This window comes from Microbacterium sp. NPDC055910 (assembly GCF_042271185.1).
Lineage (GTDB): Bacteria > Actinomycetota > Actinomycetes > Actinomycetales > Microbacteriaceae > Microbacterium.
In genome coordinates, this window is sequence record NZ_JBHJZS010000002.1 from 96,727 (window position 1) to 114,139 (window position 17,413).

Sequence of the window (17,413 nt, forward strand, 5' to 3'; positions counted from 1 at the left end):
CGGTAGCCTTTACGCACGCCCTCTTCTGGAGTTTCTGTGACTGACGCTGCCGCACCGTCCGACGTGGTCTATCCCGCCGACGGTTTCGCCCTGTTCCCCGACCGTTCCGTCGTCGCGCTTCGCGTCAACGGCGAGCTGAAAGACCTCGCCACTGTCGTGCACGACAGTGACGAGGTCGAGCCCGTCACGATCGACAGCCCCGACGGCCTCGCGATCCTGCGCCACTCGACGGCCCACGTGCTCGCACAAGCGGTGCAGCGCCTTCACCCGCAGGCCAACCTGGGCATCGGTCCGCCCATCACCGACGGGTTCTACTACGACTTCGGCGTCGACGAGCCGTTCACGCCCGAAGACGTCAAGGCGATCAGCAAAGAGATGCAGCGCATCGTGCGCGAGGGCCAGCGGTTCGTCCGCCGCGTCGTCACCGATGACGAAGCGCGCGCCGAACTCGCCGACGAACCGTTCAAACTCGAACTGATCGGCCTCAAGGGCAGTCCTTCGACCGGCTCCGGAGCCGGTGCGGTCGAGGGCGCCTCGGTCGAGGTCGGCGCGGGCGAAATGACGATCTACGACAACGTCACCCGCGACGGTGAGGTCGCATGGAAGGACCTCTGCCGCGGGCCGCACCTGCCGAGCACCCGCATGATCGGCAACGGCTGGGACCTCACCCGCATCGCGGCGGCGTACTGGCGGGGGAGCGAGAAGAACCCGCAGCTGCAGCGCATCTACGGCACCGCGTGGCCCACCAAGGACGAACTGCGCGCCTACCAGCACCGCCTCGAAGAGGCCGCCAAACGCGACCACCGCCGCCTCGGCAGGGAACTCGACCTGTTCTCGTTCCCGGATGAGATCGGATCGGGCCTGTCGGTGTGGCACCCGCGGGGTGGGATCGTGCGCGGCGAGATGGAGCAGCACGCTCGCCGCCGGCACATCGAGGGCGGTTACACCTACGTCTACACGCCGCACATCTCGAAGCAGGACCTGTTCCTGCAGTCCAACCACCTCGTCACCTACCGCGAGGGCATGTTCCCGCCCATCCACCTCGACGAGGAACGGGATGCCGCGGGCGAGATCACCAAAGCAGGGGTCGACTACTACCTGAAGCCGATGAACTGCCCCATGCACATCCTGATCTTCAAGGAGCGTGCGCGCAGCTACCGCGACCTGCCGATGCGGCTCGCCGAGAACGGCACCGTCTACCGCAACGAGCTCTCGGGAGCCCTGCACGGTCTCACGCGGGTGCGCGGCTTCACGCAGGACGACTCCCACCTCTTCGTGACGCCGGAGCAGCTGGAAGCCGAGACGACCCGCGTCCTCGAGTTCGTCATCACGATGCTGCGCGATTTCGGTCTCGACGACTTCGAGCTCGAACTGTCGATGCGCGACGACGAGAAGGAGAAGTGGATCGGCACCGACGAGTTCTGGGAGTACTCGACGAACGCCCTGCGCAACGTCGCCCTCGCCAGCGGACTGAAGCTGACCGAGGTTCCCGGCGAAGCCGCCTTCTACGGCCCCAAGATCGACCTCAAGACGAAGGACGCCATCGGCCGCACCTGGCAGCTGTCGACCGTGCAGGTCGACCCGAACCTGCCCGAGCGCTTCGAGCTCGAGTACACCGACCGCGACGGCCAGAAGAAGCGTCCGATCATGATCCACCGTGCGCTCTTCGGATCGATCGAGCGCTTCTTCGCGATCCTGCTCGAGCACTACGCGGGAGCTTTCCCCGTGTGGCTCGCACCCGTGCAGGTGGTCGGCATCCCCGTCGCCGAGGATTACGCCGACTATCTCGAGGATGTCATCGCCGCACTCGCCGTCGCGGGTGTGCGCGCGGAACTCGACCGCAGCGACGACCGCATGCAGAAGAAGATCCGCAACCACACCACGGGGAAGGTGCCGATCATGCTGATCGCGGGGGAGCAGGACCGCTCCGCCGGCACCGTGTCGTTCCGATTCCGCGACGGATCGCAGGAGAACGGCGTTCCCATCGCCGACGCCGTGCGACGCATCCGCGACGCCGTCGACACGCACGCCCTGGTCAACACGGCGGAAGATCTGGCGTGATCGACCCTTCGGCGAGCTCAGGGACCGGGGGCGAGCCCGGGACCGGGGGCGACCCTTCGGCGGGCTCAGGGGCCGCCGGGGCGGAGCCACGGGGCGCGGCGGAGGGCGTGGACGGACTCGCCGACGCCGCGGCGCTGCCGGGTACGCCGGACGGGTTCCAGCGGCTGTGGACGCCGCACCGCATGGCGTACATCAACGCCGGACCCGAGCCGCTGCGCGAAGTGTGCCCCTTCTGCGCGGCACCCGACAAGACCGACGAAGACGGCCTGATCGTCGCGCGCGGCCGCACCGCCTACGTGCTGCTGAACCTCTTCCCGTACAACTCGGGGCACCTTCTCGTGTGTCCCTACCGTCACGTGTCGACCTACGACGAGGCGACGCCCGAAGAGGTCGCCGAGATCGGCGCGCTCACCCAGCGCGGCATGCGGGTGCTGCGCTCGGTCTCCCGCTGCGACGGCTTCAACCTCGGCATGAACCAGGGACACGTCGCGGGAGCCGGCGTCGAACGCCACCTGCATCAGCACATCGTGCCGCGCTGGCGCTCCGACGCGAACTTCTTCCCCATCATCGCCCAGACCAAAGCCCTGCCGCAGCTGCTGGGCGACGTGCGGCGCACCGTCGCCGAGGCGTGGGACGCCTGAGCTCGCCGCGACGCGGAGCGCGCGGCATCCGCTGAGAACAGCCGTTCCTGCCGACGCAGGCCGATCCGTTGGCAGAAACCACCTGCTCCCGCCAGCTCACCTGACCGCCGGCGCAGCAGCCGGCGCGCCGCTCAGCGCACCTGGCGTGCCGCGAACTGCATGCGCGGGTGCGCGTAGAACTCCTGGGCTTCGACGAGCCGCAGTTCGCGGTCCTGCGCCTCGAGCGTGAGGGAGAGCAGGTCGAAGACGCTCGATGCTGTGCGCTCGAGCGCGAGGGCAGCGTTCTGTTCGCGCCGGTAGTGGGCCGTGAACAGAGCCGCCGTCACGTCGCCGGATCCGTTCGCCTTCAGGGGGAGCAGCGGCGTCTGCACGATCCAGGCTCCCGAGTCGTCCGCGACGAGCATCTCGATCGTGTCGGGTTCGCGGTCGGGGCGCTCCACGCTCGTCACGAGCACGGTCGACGGCCCCATTGCGCGCGCAGCGTCGACCGCGTCGAGGGTCGACTCGATCGTGTCGGGCTCGGACTCGGTGAGGAACCCGAGCTCGAACTGGTTGGGCGTGATGATGTCGGCCACGGGAACGACCCGCTCGCGCAGCAGCACCGGGATGGCCGGTGCCACGAAGCATCCGGATTTCGCGTTGCCCATGACGGGGTCGCACGCGTATACGGCGGCGGGGTTGGCCGCCTTCACACGTGCGACGGCGTCGATGATGACGTCGGCGATGCCCTCGCTGCCCTGATATCCCGACAGGACGGCGTCGATCCCCGAGAACACGCCGCGCTCCTCGATGCCGGTGATGACATCGCGCACGTCGTCGGGCGAGATGAGCGGCCCGCGCCAGGCGCCGTAGCCGGTGTGGTTCGAGAAGTTGACCGTGTAGACCGGCAGCACATCGACGCCGATGCGCTGCAAGGGGAACACGGCAGCCGAATTGCCGACGTGACCGTGGGCGACGGCGGATTGAATCGAGAGCACCTTCACGGGACGATCATGCCACCTCTCGCGCACCCGCTCCCACGCGCACGGCCTCGATCGCCGCCGCGACATCTCGCGCGAGAGCGTCGGCGGACGTCTCGTCGAGATCATGGACCGTGAGGCGCAGCCGTCGCGACGGGCCCGTCGACGCGAGCGCGAACTCGTCGCCCGCGCGGGCGAGCCAGCCCCGACGCATGAGCTGCTCGACGACCACTCGTGCGGCGACGGGCAGCTCGACCCACAGGTTGAGTCCGTCACCCGGTTCTGTCACGACGCCGTGCTCTGCCAGCCGCCGGGCGAAGTCGATGTTGCGCTCGGCGTAATGCGCTCCGGCACGGTCGATCGCCGCACCGACGTCCGGATCGCTCACGAGCGCATGCGTCAGGCGCTGCAGCAGGTGGCTCACCCATGTCGTGCCGGGTGTGAGACGCATCGCGAGGCGCTCGGCCGTCTCCGGGTCGGACGCCGTCACGGCCAGACACATATCGGGCCCGAGGAACTTCGACACCGAGCGGATGAGCGCCCACCGACGATGCTCCCCGCCGATGACCGAGTGATACCGCGACCGCGACAGCATCGAGAAGTGGTCGTCTTCGATCACGAGGACATACGGATGCCGCGCCAGCACGTCGCGCAGCTGGGCGGCGCGCTGCGCCGACAGACTCGCACCCGTCGGGTTCTGCGCCCGCGGGGTGCAGACGATGGCCCGCACACCGTCGTCGAGGGCCGCCCGGAGCCCGTCGACCGTCATGCCCTCATCGTCGACGGGGATCGGAACGGGGCGGTAGCCGCCCAGGCGCACCGTGTGGATGCTCGTCAGGAAGCACGGATCCTCGAGCCCCACCGCGTCGTCGCGCGTGAGCGCCTGGGCGAGCAGCCGTTCCACGGCGTCGGCGGCGCCGCTCGTGATCGTGATGCGGATGTCGTCCTCGCGCACGAGGCCGTCACGCATCCAGCCGCGCGCCCACGTCTCGAGGCCGGGATCGACGACGGGCTCACCGTAGAGCACCGGGCGCCCGGTGACCCGCGCGAGCGCGGACGACACGTCGGGGATGAGGTCGGGGTCGGGGTTTCCCGTCGCGACATCGCGCAGCACACTGTCGGCGGCGAAGCCCTCCTGCGCAACGGGGGAGCCCCCCGCGACACGCGTGCCGGCACGGCCGCGCGTCACGATGGCCCCCGCCTGAGTGAGCTGGCGGTAGGCGGCGACAGCGGTGTTCCGGTTCACGCCGAGTCGTTCGGCGAGGGTGCGCACCGGGGGGAGCGGATCGCCCGGACGGAGGCTCCCTCGTTCGACGAGGGCGCGCACGCTCTCGGCGATCTCGGTCGCGGTGCCGCCGCTGATGGCGAGGTCCATGCCGCTCCTTCCGACGTCTCGATCCTACGAGGTGGATCATGCTACGTTTTGGCATAGGCCAATCAACGGATTGGCTGTGCCCATTCCAGGAGGACCAGATGTCGACCGCCGCCACCGGGACCAACCGCGTCAAGCGCGGACTCGCCGACATGCTCAAGGGCGGCGTCATCATGGACGTCGTCACCGTCGAGCAGGCTCGTATCGCCGAGGACGCCGGCGCCGTGGCCGTCATGGCCCTCGAGCGCGTGCCCGCCGACATCCGGGCGCAGGGCGGCGTGTCGCGCATGAGCGACCCCGACATGATCGACGGCATAAAGGCGGCCGTCTCGATCCCGGTCATGGCCAAGGCCCGCATCGGGCACTTCGTCGAAGCGCAGGTGCTGCAGCAGCTCGGCGTCGATTACATCGACGAGTCCGAAGTGCTCTCGCCCGCCGACTACGTCAACCACATCGACAAGTGGGGCTTCGACGTGCCGTTCGTGTGCGGTGCGACCAACCTGGGAGAGGCCCTCCGCCGCATCAACGAGGGTGCCGCGATGATCCGATCGAAGGGCGAGGCCGGAACCGGCGACGTGTCCGAGGCGACGAAGCACATCCGCACCATCTCCGGCGAGATCAATGTCCTGCGCTCCATGACGAAGGACGAGCTCTACGTCGCGGCGAAGGAGCTGCAGGCGCCCTACGATCTCGTGGCCGAGATCGCCGAGACGGGTCAGCTGCCCGTCGTGCTGTTCGTCGCCGGTGGTGTCGCAACCCCCGCGGATGCCGCCATGATGATGCAGCTCGGCGCGGACGGCGTCTTCGTGGGTTCGGGCATCTTCAAGAGCGGCAATCCCGCTGAGCGCGCCGCCGCGATCGTGAAGGCCACGACGTTCTTCGACGACGCGAAGGTCGTCGCGGACGTGTCGCGCGGCCTGGGCGAGGCCATGGTCGGCATCAACGTCACCGACCTGCCGGCCCCGCACCGCCTCGCCGAGCGGGGCTGGTGATCTCGATACGGTCGCTGCGCGACCTACTCGATCCACGGGGGCACGCGTGAGGGTCGGCGTCCTCGCGCTGCAGGGTGACGTGCGCGAGCACGTCAGCGTCCTGACGGATCTCGGGGCCGACGTCGTGCGCGTGCGCCGGCCCGACGAGCTCGCCGCCGTTCGCGGGCTCGTGATCCCCGGCGGCGAGTCCAGCGTCATGGACAAGCTCGCCCGCGCGTTCGGGCTGCACGAGCCGCTGCGCGACGCGATCGCGAGCGGCATGCCCGTGTACGGCACGTGCGCGGGCCTCATCATGCTCGCCGACCGCATCACGGGTGCGATCGACGGTCAGCAGAGCCTCGGCGGTCTCGACATCACGGTGGCCCGCAACGCCTTCGGCAGTCAGGTCGACTCGTTCGAGACCGAACTCGATGTCGACGGATTCGCCGGGCCGCCCGTGCATGCGACGTTCATCCGCGCACCGCTCGTGACCGACGTGGGTGATCGCGTGCGCGTGCTCGCGTCGCTGCCCGATGGGGGAGTCGTCGCCGTCGAGCAGGGCGCATTGCTCGGCACCTCGTTCCACCCCGAGATGAACGGCGAGACGCGCTTGCACGCCCGCTTCCTCGAGCACGTGCGCGCGAGCTGACATCACGCCCGGGTCGGCACCGCTTCGATGAGCCGTTCGATCGCCTCGAGCGTGCGGTCGATGTCGTCGTCGGTCGTCACCCACGACGACATCGAGCAGCGCAGCGTCGCCCGCCCGTCCCACTCCGCGCCGGTGAGCGCCGCCGTGCCGTCGGTGAGGATCGCCGCGCCGAGCTGCCGCGTCGCGTCGTCGTGCTCGAGGCGGAACATCACCTGGGTGTACGACACCTCGTTGACGACTGTGACCCGCGGCATCCGTCGTAGCCCCGCCTCGAGACGCACGGCGTTGCGGTGCAGCCGCTCGACGAGCTCGGCGACGCCGCGACGGCCGAGACTGCGCAACGCGGCCCACGCGGGCACGCCCCGGGCACGGCGCGACAGCTCGGGGTTGACGTCCCAAGGGTCGAGGCTCGTGTACATGAGGTAGTCGCCGCCCGTGCGGAACATCGCTATCGCGTCGGCGGGGTCGCGGATGATCGCCATGCCGCAGTCGTACGGCACATTGAGTGTCTTGTGCGCGTCGGTCGTCCAGGAGTCCGCGCCGTCGACGCCCTCGGTGAGCGATCGCAGGGCGGGAGAGGCGGCGGCCCACAGACCGAACGCGCCGTCGATGTGCACCCACGCCCCGTGGGCGCGGGCGAGCGGAACGAGCTGCGCGAACGGGTCGAACGCCCCCGTATGCACCTCGCCGGCCTGCAGGCACACGATCGTGGGGATGCCGCGCCCACTCGCCAGCGCCGCGGCGAGGCCGTTCGGCAGCATCCGCCCCTCGTGATCGGCGGGCACGACGACGAGCTCGTCGGCGCCGATGCCGCAGAATCGCGCAGCCCGGTCGACCGATCCGTGGCGCTGCGCTCCGACGACGAGCCGGACCGGCGGCGCACCCCGCAGGCCCTGGCGGGTCAGGTCCCACCCGGCGCGGCGCAGCACGGCGTGCTGAGCGGTGGCGAGGCAGACGAAGTTCGACATCTGCGCTCCCGTGACGAAGCCGACGGCCGCATCGGCCGGCAGCCCGAGGAGCTCGCATGTCCAGCGGCCCGCGATGCGTTCGAGCGCGACGGTCGCGGTCGTCATCGTGCTCGACCCGGCGTTCTGGTCCCACGCCGAGACGAGCCAGTCGGTCGCGAGGGCGGCGGGAAGGGTCCCACCGATCACGAAGCCGAAGAACCGGCCGCCCGGGATGGCGACGAGTCCGGGGTCGGCCCGCTCGGCGAGATCGGCGACGAGCTCGGCGGCATCCTGCCCCTCGTCCGCGAGCGGTCCGCCGAATACACCGAGCATGTCGTCGAGACTCGCGCGCGGCCACACGGGCCGCTCAGCGAGCGAGTCGAGGAATCGGGATGCCGCGTCATGAGCCGCCTCGAGGGCATGCGCCCGGTCGTCCATGCCTCGAGTGTCCTCCCCCTTCGGGCCGTGGGCAACGGGACCCGTAGAATCATCTGCATGTCCGGCCACTCCAAGTGGGCGACGACCAAGCACAAGAAGGCCGTCATCGACGCGCGTCGTGCCAAGTCGTTCGCCAAGCTCATCAAGAACATCGAGGTCGCCGCCAAACTCGGCGGCGCTGACCTCGCAGGCAACCCGACCCTGTACGACGCGGTGCAGAAGGCGAAGAAGACCTCCGTCCCCAACGACAACATCGACCGCGCCATCAAGCGCGGTGCGGGCATCGGCGGCGAGTCCATCGAGTACCTGTCGATCATGTACGAGGGCTACGGGCCCAACGGCGTCGCGCTCATGATCGAGTGTCTGACCGACAACAAGAACCGCGCCGCCGCCGAGGTGCGCACGGCGCTGAGCCGCAACGGCGGCAACCTGGCCGACCCCGGCAGCGTCGCGTACAACTTCACGCGCAAGGGCGTCATCGTGGTGTCCGGTGAAGGCACGTCCGAAGACGACGTCATGCTCGCCGTGCTCGAGGCGGGAGCCGAAGAGGTCGAGCCGCACCCGCAGGGATTCGAGGTCGTCACCGAGCCGACCGACCTCGTGACCGTGCGCACGGCGCTGCAGGACGCGGGCATCGACTACGAGTCCGCCGACATCGAGTTCGTTCCGAACCTCAAGGTCGAGATCGACGCCGACACGGCGCGCAAGGTGTTCCGGCTGATCGACGCGCTCGAAGACAGCGACGACGTGCAGAACGTCTTCAGCAACTTCGATCTGAGCCCCGAGGTGCAAGCCGAGCTCGAATCCGACGACTGATCGGGCGGATGACGCCGCTCGGGCGCGCCTGGGCGGTGCAGGTCGCGCGCTCGCTTAGCGTGGGGCCGTGACCTCTTCTTCCGCGCGCGGCGTGCTGCGTGTGCTCGGGATCGACCCGGGCCTCACGCGGTGCGGCATCGGTGTCGTCGACGTCGCGCGCGACCGATCGGCGACGCTCGTGCACGTCGGGGTCGTGCGGTCCCAGCCGGGCGACCCGATCGAGACGCGGCTCGCGGCGATCGCCGCCGGCATCCGCGGCGTCGTCGATCGGCATTCCCCGGCGGTCATCGCGGTCGAGCGCGTCTTCGCGCAGCAGAACCTGCACACCGTGATGGGAACGGCCCAGGCGAGCGGCATCGCGCTGCTCGTGGCGGGGGAGCGAGGCCTTCCCGCCGCGACGCACACCCCGAGCGAAGTGAAGGCCGCCATCACCGGCTACGGCAGCGCCGACAAGCGCCAGGTGCAGACGATGGTGGCCCGCATCCTGCGGCTCGACGAGCTGCCCAAGCCCGCAGACGCCGCCGATGCCCTCGCGCTCGCCCTCTGTCACGCCTGGCGCGGAGGCCCTGCCTCGGCCCCGTCGGCACCGCTCACGCCCGCGCAGCGCGCCTGGGCCGATGCGGAGCGTCTCACGCGGCGGTAGCGTGTCGGTCGAACATAGCTCCGAATACCCGCGTAGGCTCGCCTCATGATCTCCTCGCTCCGCGGCACAGCCGTGCACGTCGACACCGATGCCGTCGTCGTCGAGGTCGGCGGAGTCGGCCTCGCCGTCGCCGTGACGCCTCAGATCGCGCGGAGCACGCCGGTCGGCGCCGAGATCACGCTGCACACGACGCTCATCGTGCGCGAAGACGCCCTGTCGCTCTTCGGGTTCGAGACCCGCGACGACCTGGCCGTCTTCGGACTGCTGCTGGGTGTCACCGGCGTCGGGCCGAAGTCCGCGCTCGGGGTGCTCTCGACGCTCACCGTCGCGCAGATCGCCGATGCCGTCGCCGCCGAAGACGACGCCCCGTTCCGGCGCGTGTCGGGCATCGGCCCGAAGACGGCGAAGCTCATGGTCGTGCAGCTGGCCGGCAAGATCGACGCGCTCGCCGCCACGACCCCGACGACGGATGCTGCGGCCACAGCCGGCATCCCCGCTCAGGTCGTGCAGGCCCTCGTCGGGCTGGGCTGGTCCGAGCGCATCGCGACCGAGTCGGTCACGACCGTCGCCGAGCGCGCGAACGACGCCGACCGTGCTTCGGTGCCGGCTCTGCTGAGACTCACGCTGTCCGCGCTCGGCCCGGCGCGGAAGGAGCCCGTCGGTGGATGAGCTGAGAGACACCGGCGAACCGGTCGACGAGGGAGAGCTGGCGATCGAGGGCGCCCTGCGGCCGGCGTCGCTGGCCGAGTTCGTCGGCCAGCAGAAGGTGCGCGGTCAGCTGCAGCTGCTGCTCGATGCCGCCCGAATGCAGCAGCGGCCCGCCGATCACATCCTGCTCTCGGGACCCCCGGGACTGGGCAAGACGACGCTCGCCATGATCGTCGCGCACGAGAGTGCGCGACCCCTGCGCTTGTCGAGCGGGCCGGCCATCCAGCACGCGGGCGACCTCGCGGCGCTGCTGTCGAGCCTCACGCCCGGCGAAGTCCTCTTCATCGATGAGATCCACCGCATGGCGCGCTCGGCCGAAGAGATGCTGTACCTCGCGATGGAGGACTTCCGCATCGACATCATGGTCGGCAAAGGCGCCGGTGCCACGAGCATCCCCCTCGATCTCGCCCCCTTCACGCTCGTCGGCGCGACGACCCGGTCGGGCCTCCTGCCCAATCCGCTGCGCGACCGGTTCGGCTTCACGGCCCACCTCGAGTTCTACGAGCCCCACGAACTCGAGCGTGTGCTCGAGAGGTCCGCTCCGATGCTCGGCATCGTCCTGCCCACCGGGCCACGCGCCGAGATCGCGCGCCGTTCGCGAGGCACCCCGCGCATCGCCAACCGCCTGCTGCGACGGGTGCGCGACTACACGATCGTGCACGGCGACGGCGCCGCAGCCGACGCTGCGACCGTAGACGCGGCGCTCGAGCTCTACGACGTCGACGCCTTGGGACTGGACCGGCTCGATCGCGCGGTCCTCGACGCCGTCGTGCACCGGTTCGGAGGGGGTCCCGTCGGGCTGAGCACACTGGCGGTCGCCGTCGGCGAAGAACCCGACACGATCGAGTCCGTCGTCGAGCCGTATCTGGTGCGCATCGGCTTCATGGGGCGCACTCCGCGCGGGCGCATCGCGACTCCTGCCGCCTATCAACACCTCGGCGCACCGCGTGACTCCGCGGTCCTGGGATTCGATGGCCTATAATCACTGAAGGCCTCTCGCCTATACCCTCCCTGCAAGGCATCGCCGCCGTGGCGCACGCCTGACCCGAAAGGCACCCCGCCCCATGGAATTCGGTCTCTTCTTCCAGCAGTACGGTCTCATCGTCCTGCTCATCCTGCTGCTCGTCTTCATGTTCTGGAGCTCGCGCCGCCGCATGCAGAAGCAGAAGACGGAGCAGGCAGAGAAGGCCCGCCAGACCGTCCCCGGCGCCGAGGTGCTGCTGCAAGGCGGCCTGTACGGCACCGTCGTCGAGTACGACGGTGAGAACCTCGACCAGCCCGCGATCGTGTCGATCGCCCCCGGCGTCGAGATCAAGGTGCACAGCCAGGCGATCCTGCGCGTCGTGAACCCCACCGAAGGCTTCGTCACCGAAGACGACTTCATCGAAGCTGAGGAGTCCGAGGCCGAGTACGACGCGGCCGTCACCGACGGAGACATCTCCTCGATCAGCGACGACCGCGCCCGTTGGGCCGGCGACGAGTCGCAGCCGGGCAGCGACGACAAAAAGCCCGAGGCCTGACCGGTCCTTCGCGGCCATCCCCCCGAGAGAAGCGAATCACCGTGGCGACATCCACCCCTGTCCGGCACGCCTGGCGCGCCCTCATCGCGCTTGTCGTGACGACGGCCGTCCTGTTCGGCATCAACGCGCTGGGCGTATACGTCTTCACCGACGAAGACGGCAACGGTCAGAGCTCCTGGAGCCCTGACCTGGCGCTCGACCTTCAAGGTGGCACGCAGATCGTCCTGCAGGCGCAGACGCCTGACGGCTCTGCGCCCAACGAAGAGCAGATGAACCAGGCGGTCACGATCATCCGCCAGCGCGTCGACGCGTCCGGCGTCGGCGAGGCCGAGGTCGGCACGCAGGCCGGCAACCAGATCGTCGTGCAGATCCCGGGCGAGGCCGACGACGAGACGCGTGCACGCATCGAGGCATCCGCCCAGCTTCAGCTGCGCGCCGTCCTCGTCGCCGGCGCACCCGTCAACACGTTCGTCGGCGAAGACGGCCAATCGACGCCGTACCCGACCCCGGATCCGACGCTCGGTGCGACGCCGACGGTGGAGCCGACCAACGGCAGCGACCTGAACTGGATCACGCCCAAGCTCGAGGCCGAGTTCATGGCGTACGACTGCGCGAATCCGACCAACGACCCGGCCAACGCGCCCAAGGACGAGCCGCTCATCACGTGCGACCCGTCAGGCTCGGCGAAGTACCTGCTCGGCCCCGTCGAGCTCGACGGCTCGTCGATCTCGGATGCGACGTTCGGCCTGCAGCAGACCGACGGCCGCTGGGCCGTCAACCTCGTCTTCAACGGCGAGGGCACCAAGACCTTCGGTCAGATCAGCCAGCGCCTTTACGGTGCGCAGCCGCCTCTGGACCAGTTCGCGTTCGTGCTCGACGGCTACATCCTCTCGGCGCCGTCGATGAACGGCGTCATCATGGACGGCAAGCCCAGCATCACGGGCAGCTTCACGCAGGAGACGTCCAAGACGCTCGCCGACCAACTCAAGTACGGTGCACTGCCGCTGAGCTTCGAGGTCGTCAGCTCGAACACGATCTCGGCGACGCTCGGTACGCAGCAGCTCGAGATCGGTCTCATCACGGGTCTCATCGGCCTCATCCTCGTGGCGCTGTACTCGCTCATCGTCTACCGGACGCTCGGCACCGTGATCATCGCATCCCTGCTGGTCATGGGTGTCCTGACGTACGTCATGCTCTGCATCCTGGCGTGGCGCATGGGCTTCCGTCTGTCGCTGGCCGGTGTCGCGGGTGTGATCGTCTCGATCGGCTTCACGGCGGACTCGTTCATCATCTACTTCGAACGAATACGAGATGAGCTGCGAGACGGCAAGTCGATCACGAGCGCCGTCGAGGACGGCTGGGCGCGCGCGAAGCGCACGATCTACATCTCGAAGTCGATCAACATCCTGGCCGCCGTCGTGCTGTACATCCTGGCGGACGCGACCGTGAAGGGCTTCGCGTTCACGCTGGGGCTCACGACGATCATCGACGTCTTCATCTTCATCCTCTTCACGCACCCCGTCATGCAGCTGCTGGCGCGCACGAAGTTCTTCGGTCAAGGGCACCCTCTCTCGGGCATGGATCCGAATGCACTCGGCGCGGTCTACCGCGGACGCGCGCAGTTCCGCGCGCCTGTTGCGGCAACGAGCACGACCCCCGCGGGAAGACGAGCCGTCAAGTCGCGAAGCGAGGCCGTGCGCCGCCAGACCATCGCAGAACGCAGACAAGCCGCAGAACTCGCCGCCGCCGACTCCTCGAAACCCGGCCCGAACGTCAAGGAAGCAGGCGACTGATGCGCACCATGAGCCAGCTCGGCAACGACCTCTACACCGGCAAGACGTCCTTCCCGTTCGTCGGGCGACGCAAGCTGTGGTTCATCATCGCGGCGGTCCTCGTGATCGGATCCGTGCTCGTGCCGTTCATCCGGCCCGTGCAGTTCTCGATCGAGTTCACGGGTGGATCGCAGTTCACCGTGTCGGGCCTGTCCAGCCCGGAACAGTCTCTGGCCACCGACGCGGTGCACTCGGTCGTACCCGGAGCGACGACCAAGGTCACCACGATCGGCGACACCGCGGTGCGCGTGCAGACCGACCAGATGACCGAGGCGGAGACGCGCGCGGTCACCGATGCTCTGGCCGACGAGTTCGGCGTGCCCGAGAGCGAAGTGACGGCGTCGTTCATCGGCCCCACATGGGGCGCCGATGTGACGCGGCAGTCCCTGTGGGGACTCGCGATCTTCCTCGCGCTGACCTTCATCATCCTCGCGCTGTACTTCCGCACGTGGAAGATGTCCGTCGCGGCGATCATCGGTGTCGTGGACGTGCTCGTCGTCACGGTCGGCATCTACGCCGCCTTCGGGTTCGAGATCTCGCCCGCCGCCGTCATCGGCTTCCTGACGATCCTCTCCTATGCGCTGTACGACACCGCCGTGGTGTTCGACAAGATCAAGGAGAATACGAACGAAGACGGGGAAGTGTCCGGTCGAACATTCGGCGAATCGGTCAACCTCGCCGTCAACCAGACCCTGGTGCGCTCGATCAACACGACGGTGGTCGCGATCCTGCCCACCGGTGCGATCCTGTTCATCGGTTCGCTGTGGCTCGGCGCTCAGACCCTCACCGACATCTCGCTGTCGATCTTCGTCGGAACCATCGTCGCGGCCTACTCGACGATCTTCGTCGCCTCGCCGCTGTACTCGTTCATGCGCGAAAAGGAGCCGGCGATCCAGGCGCGCGACGAGCGCGTCCTGGCGGCGCGCGAATTGGCGGGCGCTCCGGCCTGACCCTTCGACCCGCTCCGCGGGTTTAGGATGGCAGGCTCGGGGGAGGGAGGTCTATCGCATGGCGGAGACACTCCCTCCTGCCCACCCGTCGTCGCTGCGCCGGCTCGTTCCGCGCATCTTCTCGCGCGCCGCGCGACGCGATGACGTCGAGAAGCTGCTGCGGACGGTGCGCACGCACCACCCCAAGGGCGACCTCTCGATCATCGAGCGGGCCTACGGCGTCGCCGCAGACGCGCACCGCGACCAGAAGCGCCAGAGCGGCGAGCCGTACATCACCCATCCGCTAGCCGTCGCGCAGATCCTCGCCGACATGGGACTCGGGCCCAAGGCGATCGCCGCCGCGCTGCTGCACGACACGGTCGAAGACACCGGCTATGCGCTGGACACCCTGAGCGCGGAGTTCGGCGACGAGGTCGCGATGCTCGTCGACGGCGTGACGAAGCTCGACAAGGTGAAGTACGGCGACAGCGCGCAGGCAGAGACGGTCCGGAAGATGATCGTCGCGATGTCCAAGGACATCAGGGTGCTGCTCATCAAGCTCGCCGACCGGCTGCACAACGCCCGCACGTGGGGCTTCGTTCCGACGCACAAGGCCGCCAAGAAGGCGACCGAGACGCTCGAGATCTACTCACCGCTCGCGCACCGCCTCGGCATCCAGACGATCAAGTCCGAGCTCGAAGACCTCTCCTTCGCCGTCCTGCACCCCAAGATCTTCGCCGAGATCGACAGCCTCGTGCGACAGCGCACGCCCCAGCGCGAGCAGTACGTGCAGAACGTGATCGACGCCGTCGACGCGGATCTGCGCGACCTGCGCATCCGCGGCCGGGTCATGGGACGCCCCAAGCAGCTGTACTCGGTCTACCAGAAGATGATCGTCCGCGGTCGCGAGTTCGACGACATCTACGACCTCATCGGCATCCGCGTCCTGGTCGGCAGCGTGCGCGACTGCTACGCCGTCCTCGGCGCGATCCATGCGCGTTGGACTCCGCTGCCCGGCAGATTCAAGGACTACATCGCGACGCCGAAGTTCAACCTGTACCAATCGCTGCACACGACCGTGATCGGCCCCGGCGGACGAACGGTCGAGATCCAGATCCGCACCAACGAGATGCACCAGCAGGCCGAGTTCGGCGTCGCGGCGCATTGGAAGTACAAGGAGCGGATGAACGGCGGCAAGGCCGACGCGAAGTCGCTCGACACCGATATGGCCTGGCTCGCGCACATCTCGGATTGGCAGGCCGAGACCGCCGACCCGGGCGAGTTCCTGGACTCGCTGCGGTTCGAGATCGGCGCGAAGGAGGTCTACGTCTTCACGCCGAAGGGCCGCGTCATCGGACTGCCGGCCGGCGCCACACCCGTCGACTTCGCGTATGCCGTGCACACCGAGATCGGTCACCGCACGATGGGTGCGAAGGTGAACGGGCGTCTCGTGCCGCTGGAGACGACGCTGAAGAGCGGCGATGTCGTCGAGGCGTTCACGTCGAAGAACCCCGACGCCGGCCCCAGTCAGGACTGGCTCGGATTCGTCACGAGCACACGCGCGCGCAGCAAGATCCGGGGCTGGTTCACGAAGGAGCGGCGCGAAGAGGCGATCGAGCAGGGCAAGGAGTCGATCGCGCGCGCGATGCGGCGACAGAACCTGCCGCTGCAGCGCCTCATGAGCCAGGACTCCTTCACCGAAGTCGCCCAGCAGCTGCACTACGAAGACGTCTCCGCACTGTATGCGGCCGTCGGCGAAGGCCACGTGTCGACGCAATCGGTGATCGAGAAGGTCACGGCGCTCATCAATGCCAACGACACGGCGACCGGTCCCATCGACCTGCCGCAGCTCGGACGCTCCCGCGCGCCGCGCGGGGGAGACTCCGGCATCCTCGTCCGCGGTGCGCCCGACATCCTGGTGAAGCTCGCGAAGTGCTGCACGCCCGTGCCGGGGGACGACATCATGGGCTTCGTCACGCGGGGTACGGGCGTGTCTGTGCACCGCACCGACTGCACGAACGTCGTCTCGCTCCAGCAGGACACCGAGCGCCTGATCGACGTCGAATGGGCTCCGACCTCCAAGAGCGTCTTCCTCGTGCAGATCCAGGTCGAGGCGCTCGACCGCGCGGGTCTCCTCAGCGACGTCACGCGCGTCCTCAGCGAACACCACGTCAACATCCTGTCGGCGACCGTGACCACCTCGAACAACCGCCTCGCCCTGAGCAAGTTCGTGTTCGAGATGGGCGACATCGTGCACCTCGATCGCGTGCTCAACGCCGTGCGCCGCATCGATGCGGTCTATGACGTCTATCGCGTCACATCGTCCTGACCGAGCACGCGCAACCGCTGGAGCCCGACCTTCTTGTGCGGCACCCCCGAGTGCTCCACGAGCCATGTCTCGGCATCGCGGACGATGTCGGGCCGTGCGACGGCGAGGGCGCGGGCAGCATCCGCATGATCTTCGTCATCGACCCGAACCAGATCGGCGAGCGTGCGCGTGAGCGTCGTCACCCACACGCCACCGAGCAGCTGCAGGTCGTCCACGTCGATCGTCGTGTCGCGATAGACGAGCCGCACATCGAGGACGGCATGCAGCCGTCGCCGGATCGCGCGTTGCACGGTGTGCCGCCCCGGTGGGTCGAGCGTGACCCCGTGCACCCACGCCGCGCTCACGTGGGTCGCCGCGAGACTCTCGCCGAGGATGCCGCGCAGCGAGCCCGCCCGCAGAGCCGCGGTCTCGACGGCGTCGGCCGGAACGAAGGCGTCGCCCAGCTCCACGACATGCCCGTCGAGCCGCGCAGCGCACAGCTCGGCTTCGGACAGGCGTCCGCCGGGGAAGTACAGGAACGGCGTGCTCATGAGGGAAGTGTGCCCGAGCGGAGTCGTCCGCGAACGCAGATCGGACCGGTTGTGGAGAACCGGGCCGA

At 68.7% G+C, this 17,413-nt stretch carries 16 protein-coding genes; 12 read left to right on the forward strand and 4 right to left on the reverse strand.

Annotated elements, in window-relative coordinates; translation table 11 throughout:
* Nucleotides 1-36 precede the first annotated feature (36 nt).
* Entirely contained in the window at nt 37-2,061 is a 2,025-nt protein-coding gene (gene thrS / locus ACFC3F_RS01855) for a threonine--tRNA ligase (RefSeq protein ID WP_376125852.1), read from the forward strand.
* 107 nt (nt 2,062-2,168) lie between these two features.
* Nucleotides 2,169-2,702 carry an HIT domain-containing protein gene (locus ACFC3F_RS01860; protein ID WP_376126120.1) on the forward strand — a complete coding sequence of 178 codons (534 nt, stop codon included), beginning with the start codon at nt 2,169-2,171 and terminating at the stop codon, nt 2,700-2,702.
* Between the two features lie 131 nt (nt 2,703-2,833).
* On the opposite strand, the gene pdxY is transcribed toward ACFC3F_RS01860, so the two are convergent.
* Together pdxY and ACFC3F_RS01870 are read right to left on the reverse strand one after the other, a co-directional pair.
* Nucleotides 2,834-3,685: a pyridoxal kinase PdxY gene (gene pdxY, locus ACFC3F_RS01865; protein WP_376125855.1), complete on the reverse strand. Its 852-nt coding sequence runs from the start codon at nt 3,683-3,685 to the stop codon at nt 2,834-2,836.
* Nucleotides 3,686-3,692: 7 nt separating this feature from the next.
* Nucleotides 3,693-5,036 carry an aminotransferase class I/II-fold pyridoxal phosphate-dependent enzyme gene (locus tag ACFC3F_RS01870; protein ID WP_376125857.1) on the reverse strand — a complete coding sequence of 448 codons (1,344 nt, stop codon included), beginning with the start codon at nt 5,034-5,036 and terminating at the stop codon, nt 3,693-3,695.
* Nucleotides 5,037-5,134: 98 nt separating this feature from the next.
* Between ACFC3F_RS01870 and pdxS the strand changes: the two genes are divergently transcribed.
* Together pdxS and pdxT are read left to right on the forward strand one after the other, a co-directional pair.
* Entirely contained in the window at nt 5,135-6,025 is an 891-nt protein-coding gene (gene pdxS / locus ACFC3F_RS01875) for a pyridoxal 5'-phosphate synthase lyase subunit PdxS (RefSeq protein ID WP_376125860.1), read from the forward strand.
* A 46-nt stretch (nt 6,026-6,071) separates the two neighbouring features.
* Nucleotides 6,072-6,653, forward strand: a complete 582-nt coding sequence (gene pdxT, locus ACFC3F_RS01880; protein ID WP_376125862.1) for a pyridoxal 5'-phosphate synthase glutaminase subunit PdxT — start codon at nt 6,072-6,074, stop codon at nt 6,651-6,653.
* A gap of 2 nt (nt 6,654-6,655) precedes the next feature.
* Here pdxT and ACFC3F_RS01885 read toward each other — a convergent pair whose 3' ends face one another.
* Nucleotides 6,656-8,038, reverse strand: a complete 1,383-nt coding sequence (locus tag ACFC3F_RS01885; protein WP_376125865.1) for a pyridoxal phosphate-dependent decarboxylase family protein — start codon at nt 8,036-8,038, stop codon at nt 6,656-6,658.
* Nucleotides 8,039-8,095: 57 nt separating this feature from the next.
* On the opposite strand from ACFC3F_RS01885, the gene ACFC3F_RS01890 reads away from it, so the two are divergent.
* From ACFC3F_RS01890 to ACFC3F_RS01925, 8 genes are all read left to right on the forward strand, one after another.
* A complete protein-coding gene (locus ACFC3F_RS01890) occupies nt 8,096-8,854 on the forward strand; it encodes a YebC/PmpR family DNA-binding transcriptional regulator (protein WP_376125868.1) in 759 nt (252 codons plus the stop codon).
* Nucleotides 8,855-8,921: 67 nt separating this feature from the next.
* On the forward strand, nt 8,922-9,497 hold the full coding sequence (ruvC, locus tag ACFC3F_RS01895) for a crossover junction endodeoxyribonuclease RuvC (protein WP_376125870.1): 576 nt from the start codon (nt 8,922-8,924) through the stop codon (nt 9,495-9,497).
* 45 nt (nt 9,498-9,542) lie between these two features.
* Nucleotides 9,543-10,166, forward strand: coding sequence for a Holliday junction branch migration protein RuvA (gene ruvA / locus ACFC3F_RS01900; protein WP_376125873.1), 624 nt, complete (start codon nt 9,543-9,545; stop codon nt 10,164-10,166).
* Entirely contained in the window at nt 10,159-11,187 is a 1,029-nt protein-coding gene (gene ruvB / locus ACFC3F_RS01905) for a Holliday junction branch migration DNA helicase RuvB (RefSeq protein WP_376125876.1), read from the forward strand. Before ruvA ends, ruvB begins: the two co-directional genes overlap by 8 nt.
* Nucleotides 11,188-11,269: 82 nt before the next feature.
* Nucleotides 11,270-11,725 (forward strand): preprotein translocase subunit YajC, encoded by a 456-nt coding sequence (yajC, locus tag ACFC3F_RS01910; RefSeq protein WP_376125879.1) that lies wholly within the window; start codon nt 11,270-11,272, stop codon nt 11,723-11,725.
* A gap of 41 nt (nt 11,726-11,766) precedes the next feature.
* Entirely contained in the window at nt 11,767-13,518 is a 1,752-nt protein-coding gene (gene secD / locus ACFC3F_RS01915) for a protein translocase subunit SecD (RefSeq protein WP_376125882.1), read from the forward strand.
* On the forward strand, nt 13,518-14,507 hold the full coding sequence (gene secF / locus ACFC3F_RS01920; protein WP_376125885.1) for a protein translocase subunit SecF: 990 nt from the start codon (nt 13,518-13,520) through the stop codon (nt 14,505-14,507). The genes secD and secF overlap by 1 nt, the downstream gene beginning before the upstream one ends.
* Nucleotides 14,508-14,565: 58 nt before the next feature.
* Nucleotides 14,566-16,815, forward strand: coding sequence for a RelA/SpoT family protein (locus tag ACFC3F_RS01925; protein WP_376125888.1), 2,250 nt, complete (start codon nt 14,566-14,568; stop codon nt 16,813-16,815).
* Here the strand turns inward: ACFC3F_RS01925 and ACFC3F_RS01930 are convergent.
* A complete protein-coding gene (locus ACFC3F_RS01930) occupies nt 16,794-17,345 on the reverse strand; it encodes a hypothetical protein (RefSeq protein ID WP_376125891.1) in 552 nt (183 codons plus the stop codon). The two genes, ACFC3F_RS01925 and ACFC3F_RS01930, sit on opposite strands and share 22 nt — an antisense overlap.
* Between the last annotated feature and the right edge of the window lie 68 nt (nt 17,346-17,413).

Excerpts from the sequence above, each read along its gene's own strand:
- ACFC3F_RS01870 (WP_376125857.1), bottom strand. The coding sequence starts at position 5,036 with ATGGACCTCGCCATCAGCGGCGGCACCGCGACCGAGATCGCCGAGAGC.
- pdxS (WP_376125860.1), top strand. The coding sequence starts at position 5,135 with ATGTCGACCGCCGCCACCGGGACCAACCGCGTCAAGCGCGGACTCGCC.
- ACFC3F_RS01885 (WP_376125865.1), bottom strand. The coding sequence starts at position 8,038 with ATGGACGACCGGGCGCATGCCCTCGAGGCGGCTCATGACGCGGCATCC.
- ACFC3F_RS01890 (WP_376125868.1), top strand. The coding sequence starts at position 8,096 with ATGTCCGGCCACTCCAAGTGGGCGACGACCAAGCACAAGAAGGCCGTC.
- ruvA (WP_376125873.1), top strand. The coding sequence starts at position 9,543 with ATGATCTCCTCGCTCCGCGGCACAGCCGTGCACGTCGACACCGATGCC.
- yajC (WP_376125879.1), top strand. The coding sequence starts at position 11,270 with ATGGAATTCGGTCTCTTCTTCCAGCAGTACGGTCTCATCGTCCTGCTC.
- secF (WP_376125885.1), top strand. The coding sequence starts at position 13,518 with ATGCGCACCATGAGCCAGCTCGGCAACGACCTCTACACCGGCAAGACG.
- ACFC3F_RS01925 (WP_376125888.1), top strand. The coding sequence starts at position 14,566 with ATGGCGGAGACACTCCCTCCTGCCCACCCGTCGTCGCTGCGCCGGCTC.
- ACFC3F_RS01930 (WP_376125891.1), bottom strand. The coding sequence starts at position 17,345 with ATGAGCACGCCGTTCCTGTACTTCCCCGGCGGACGCCTGTCCGAAGCC.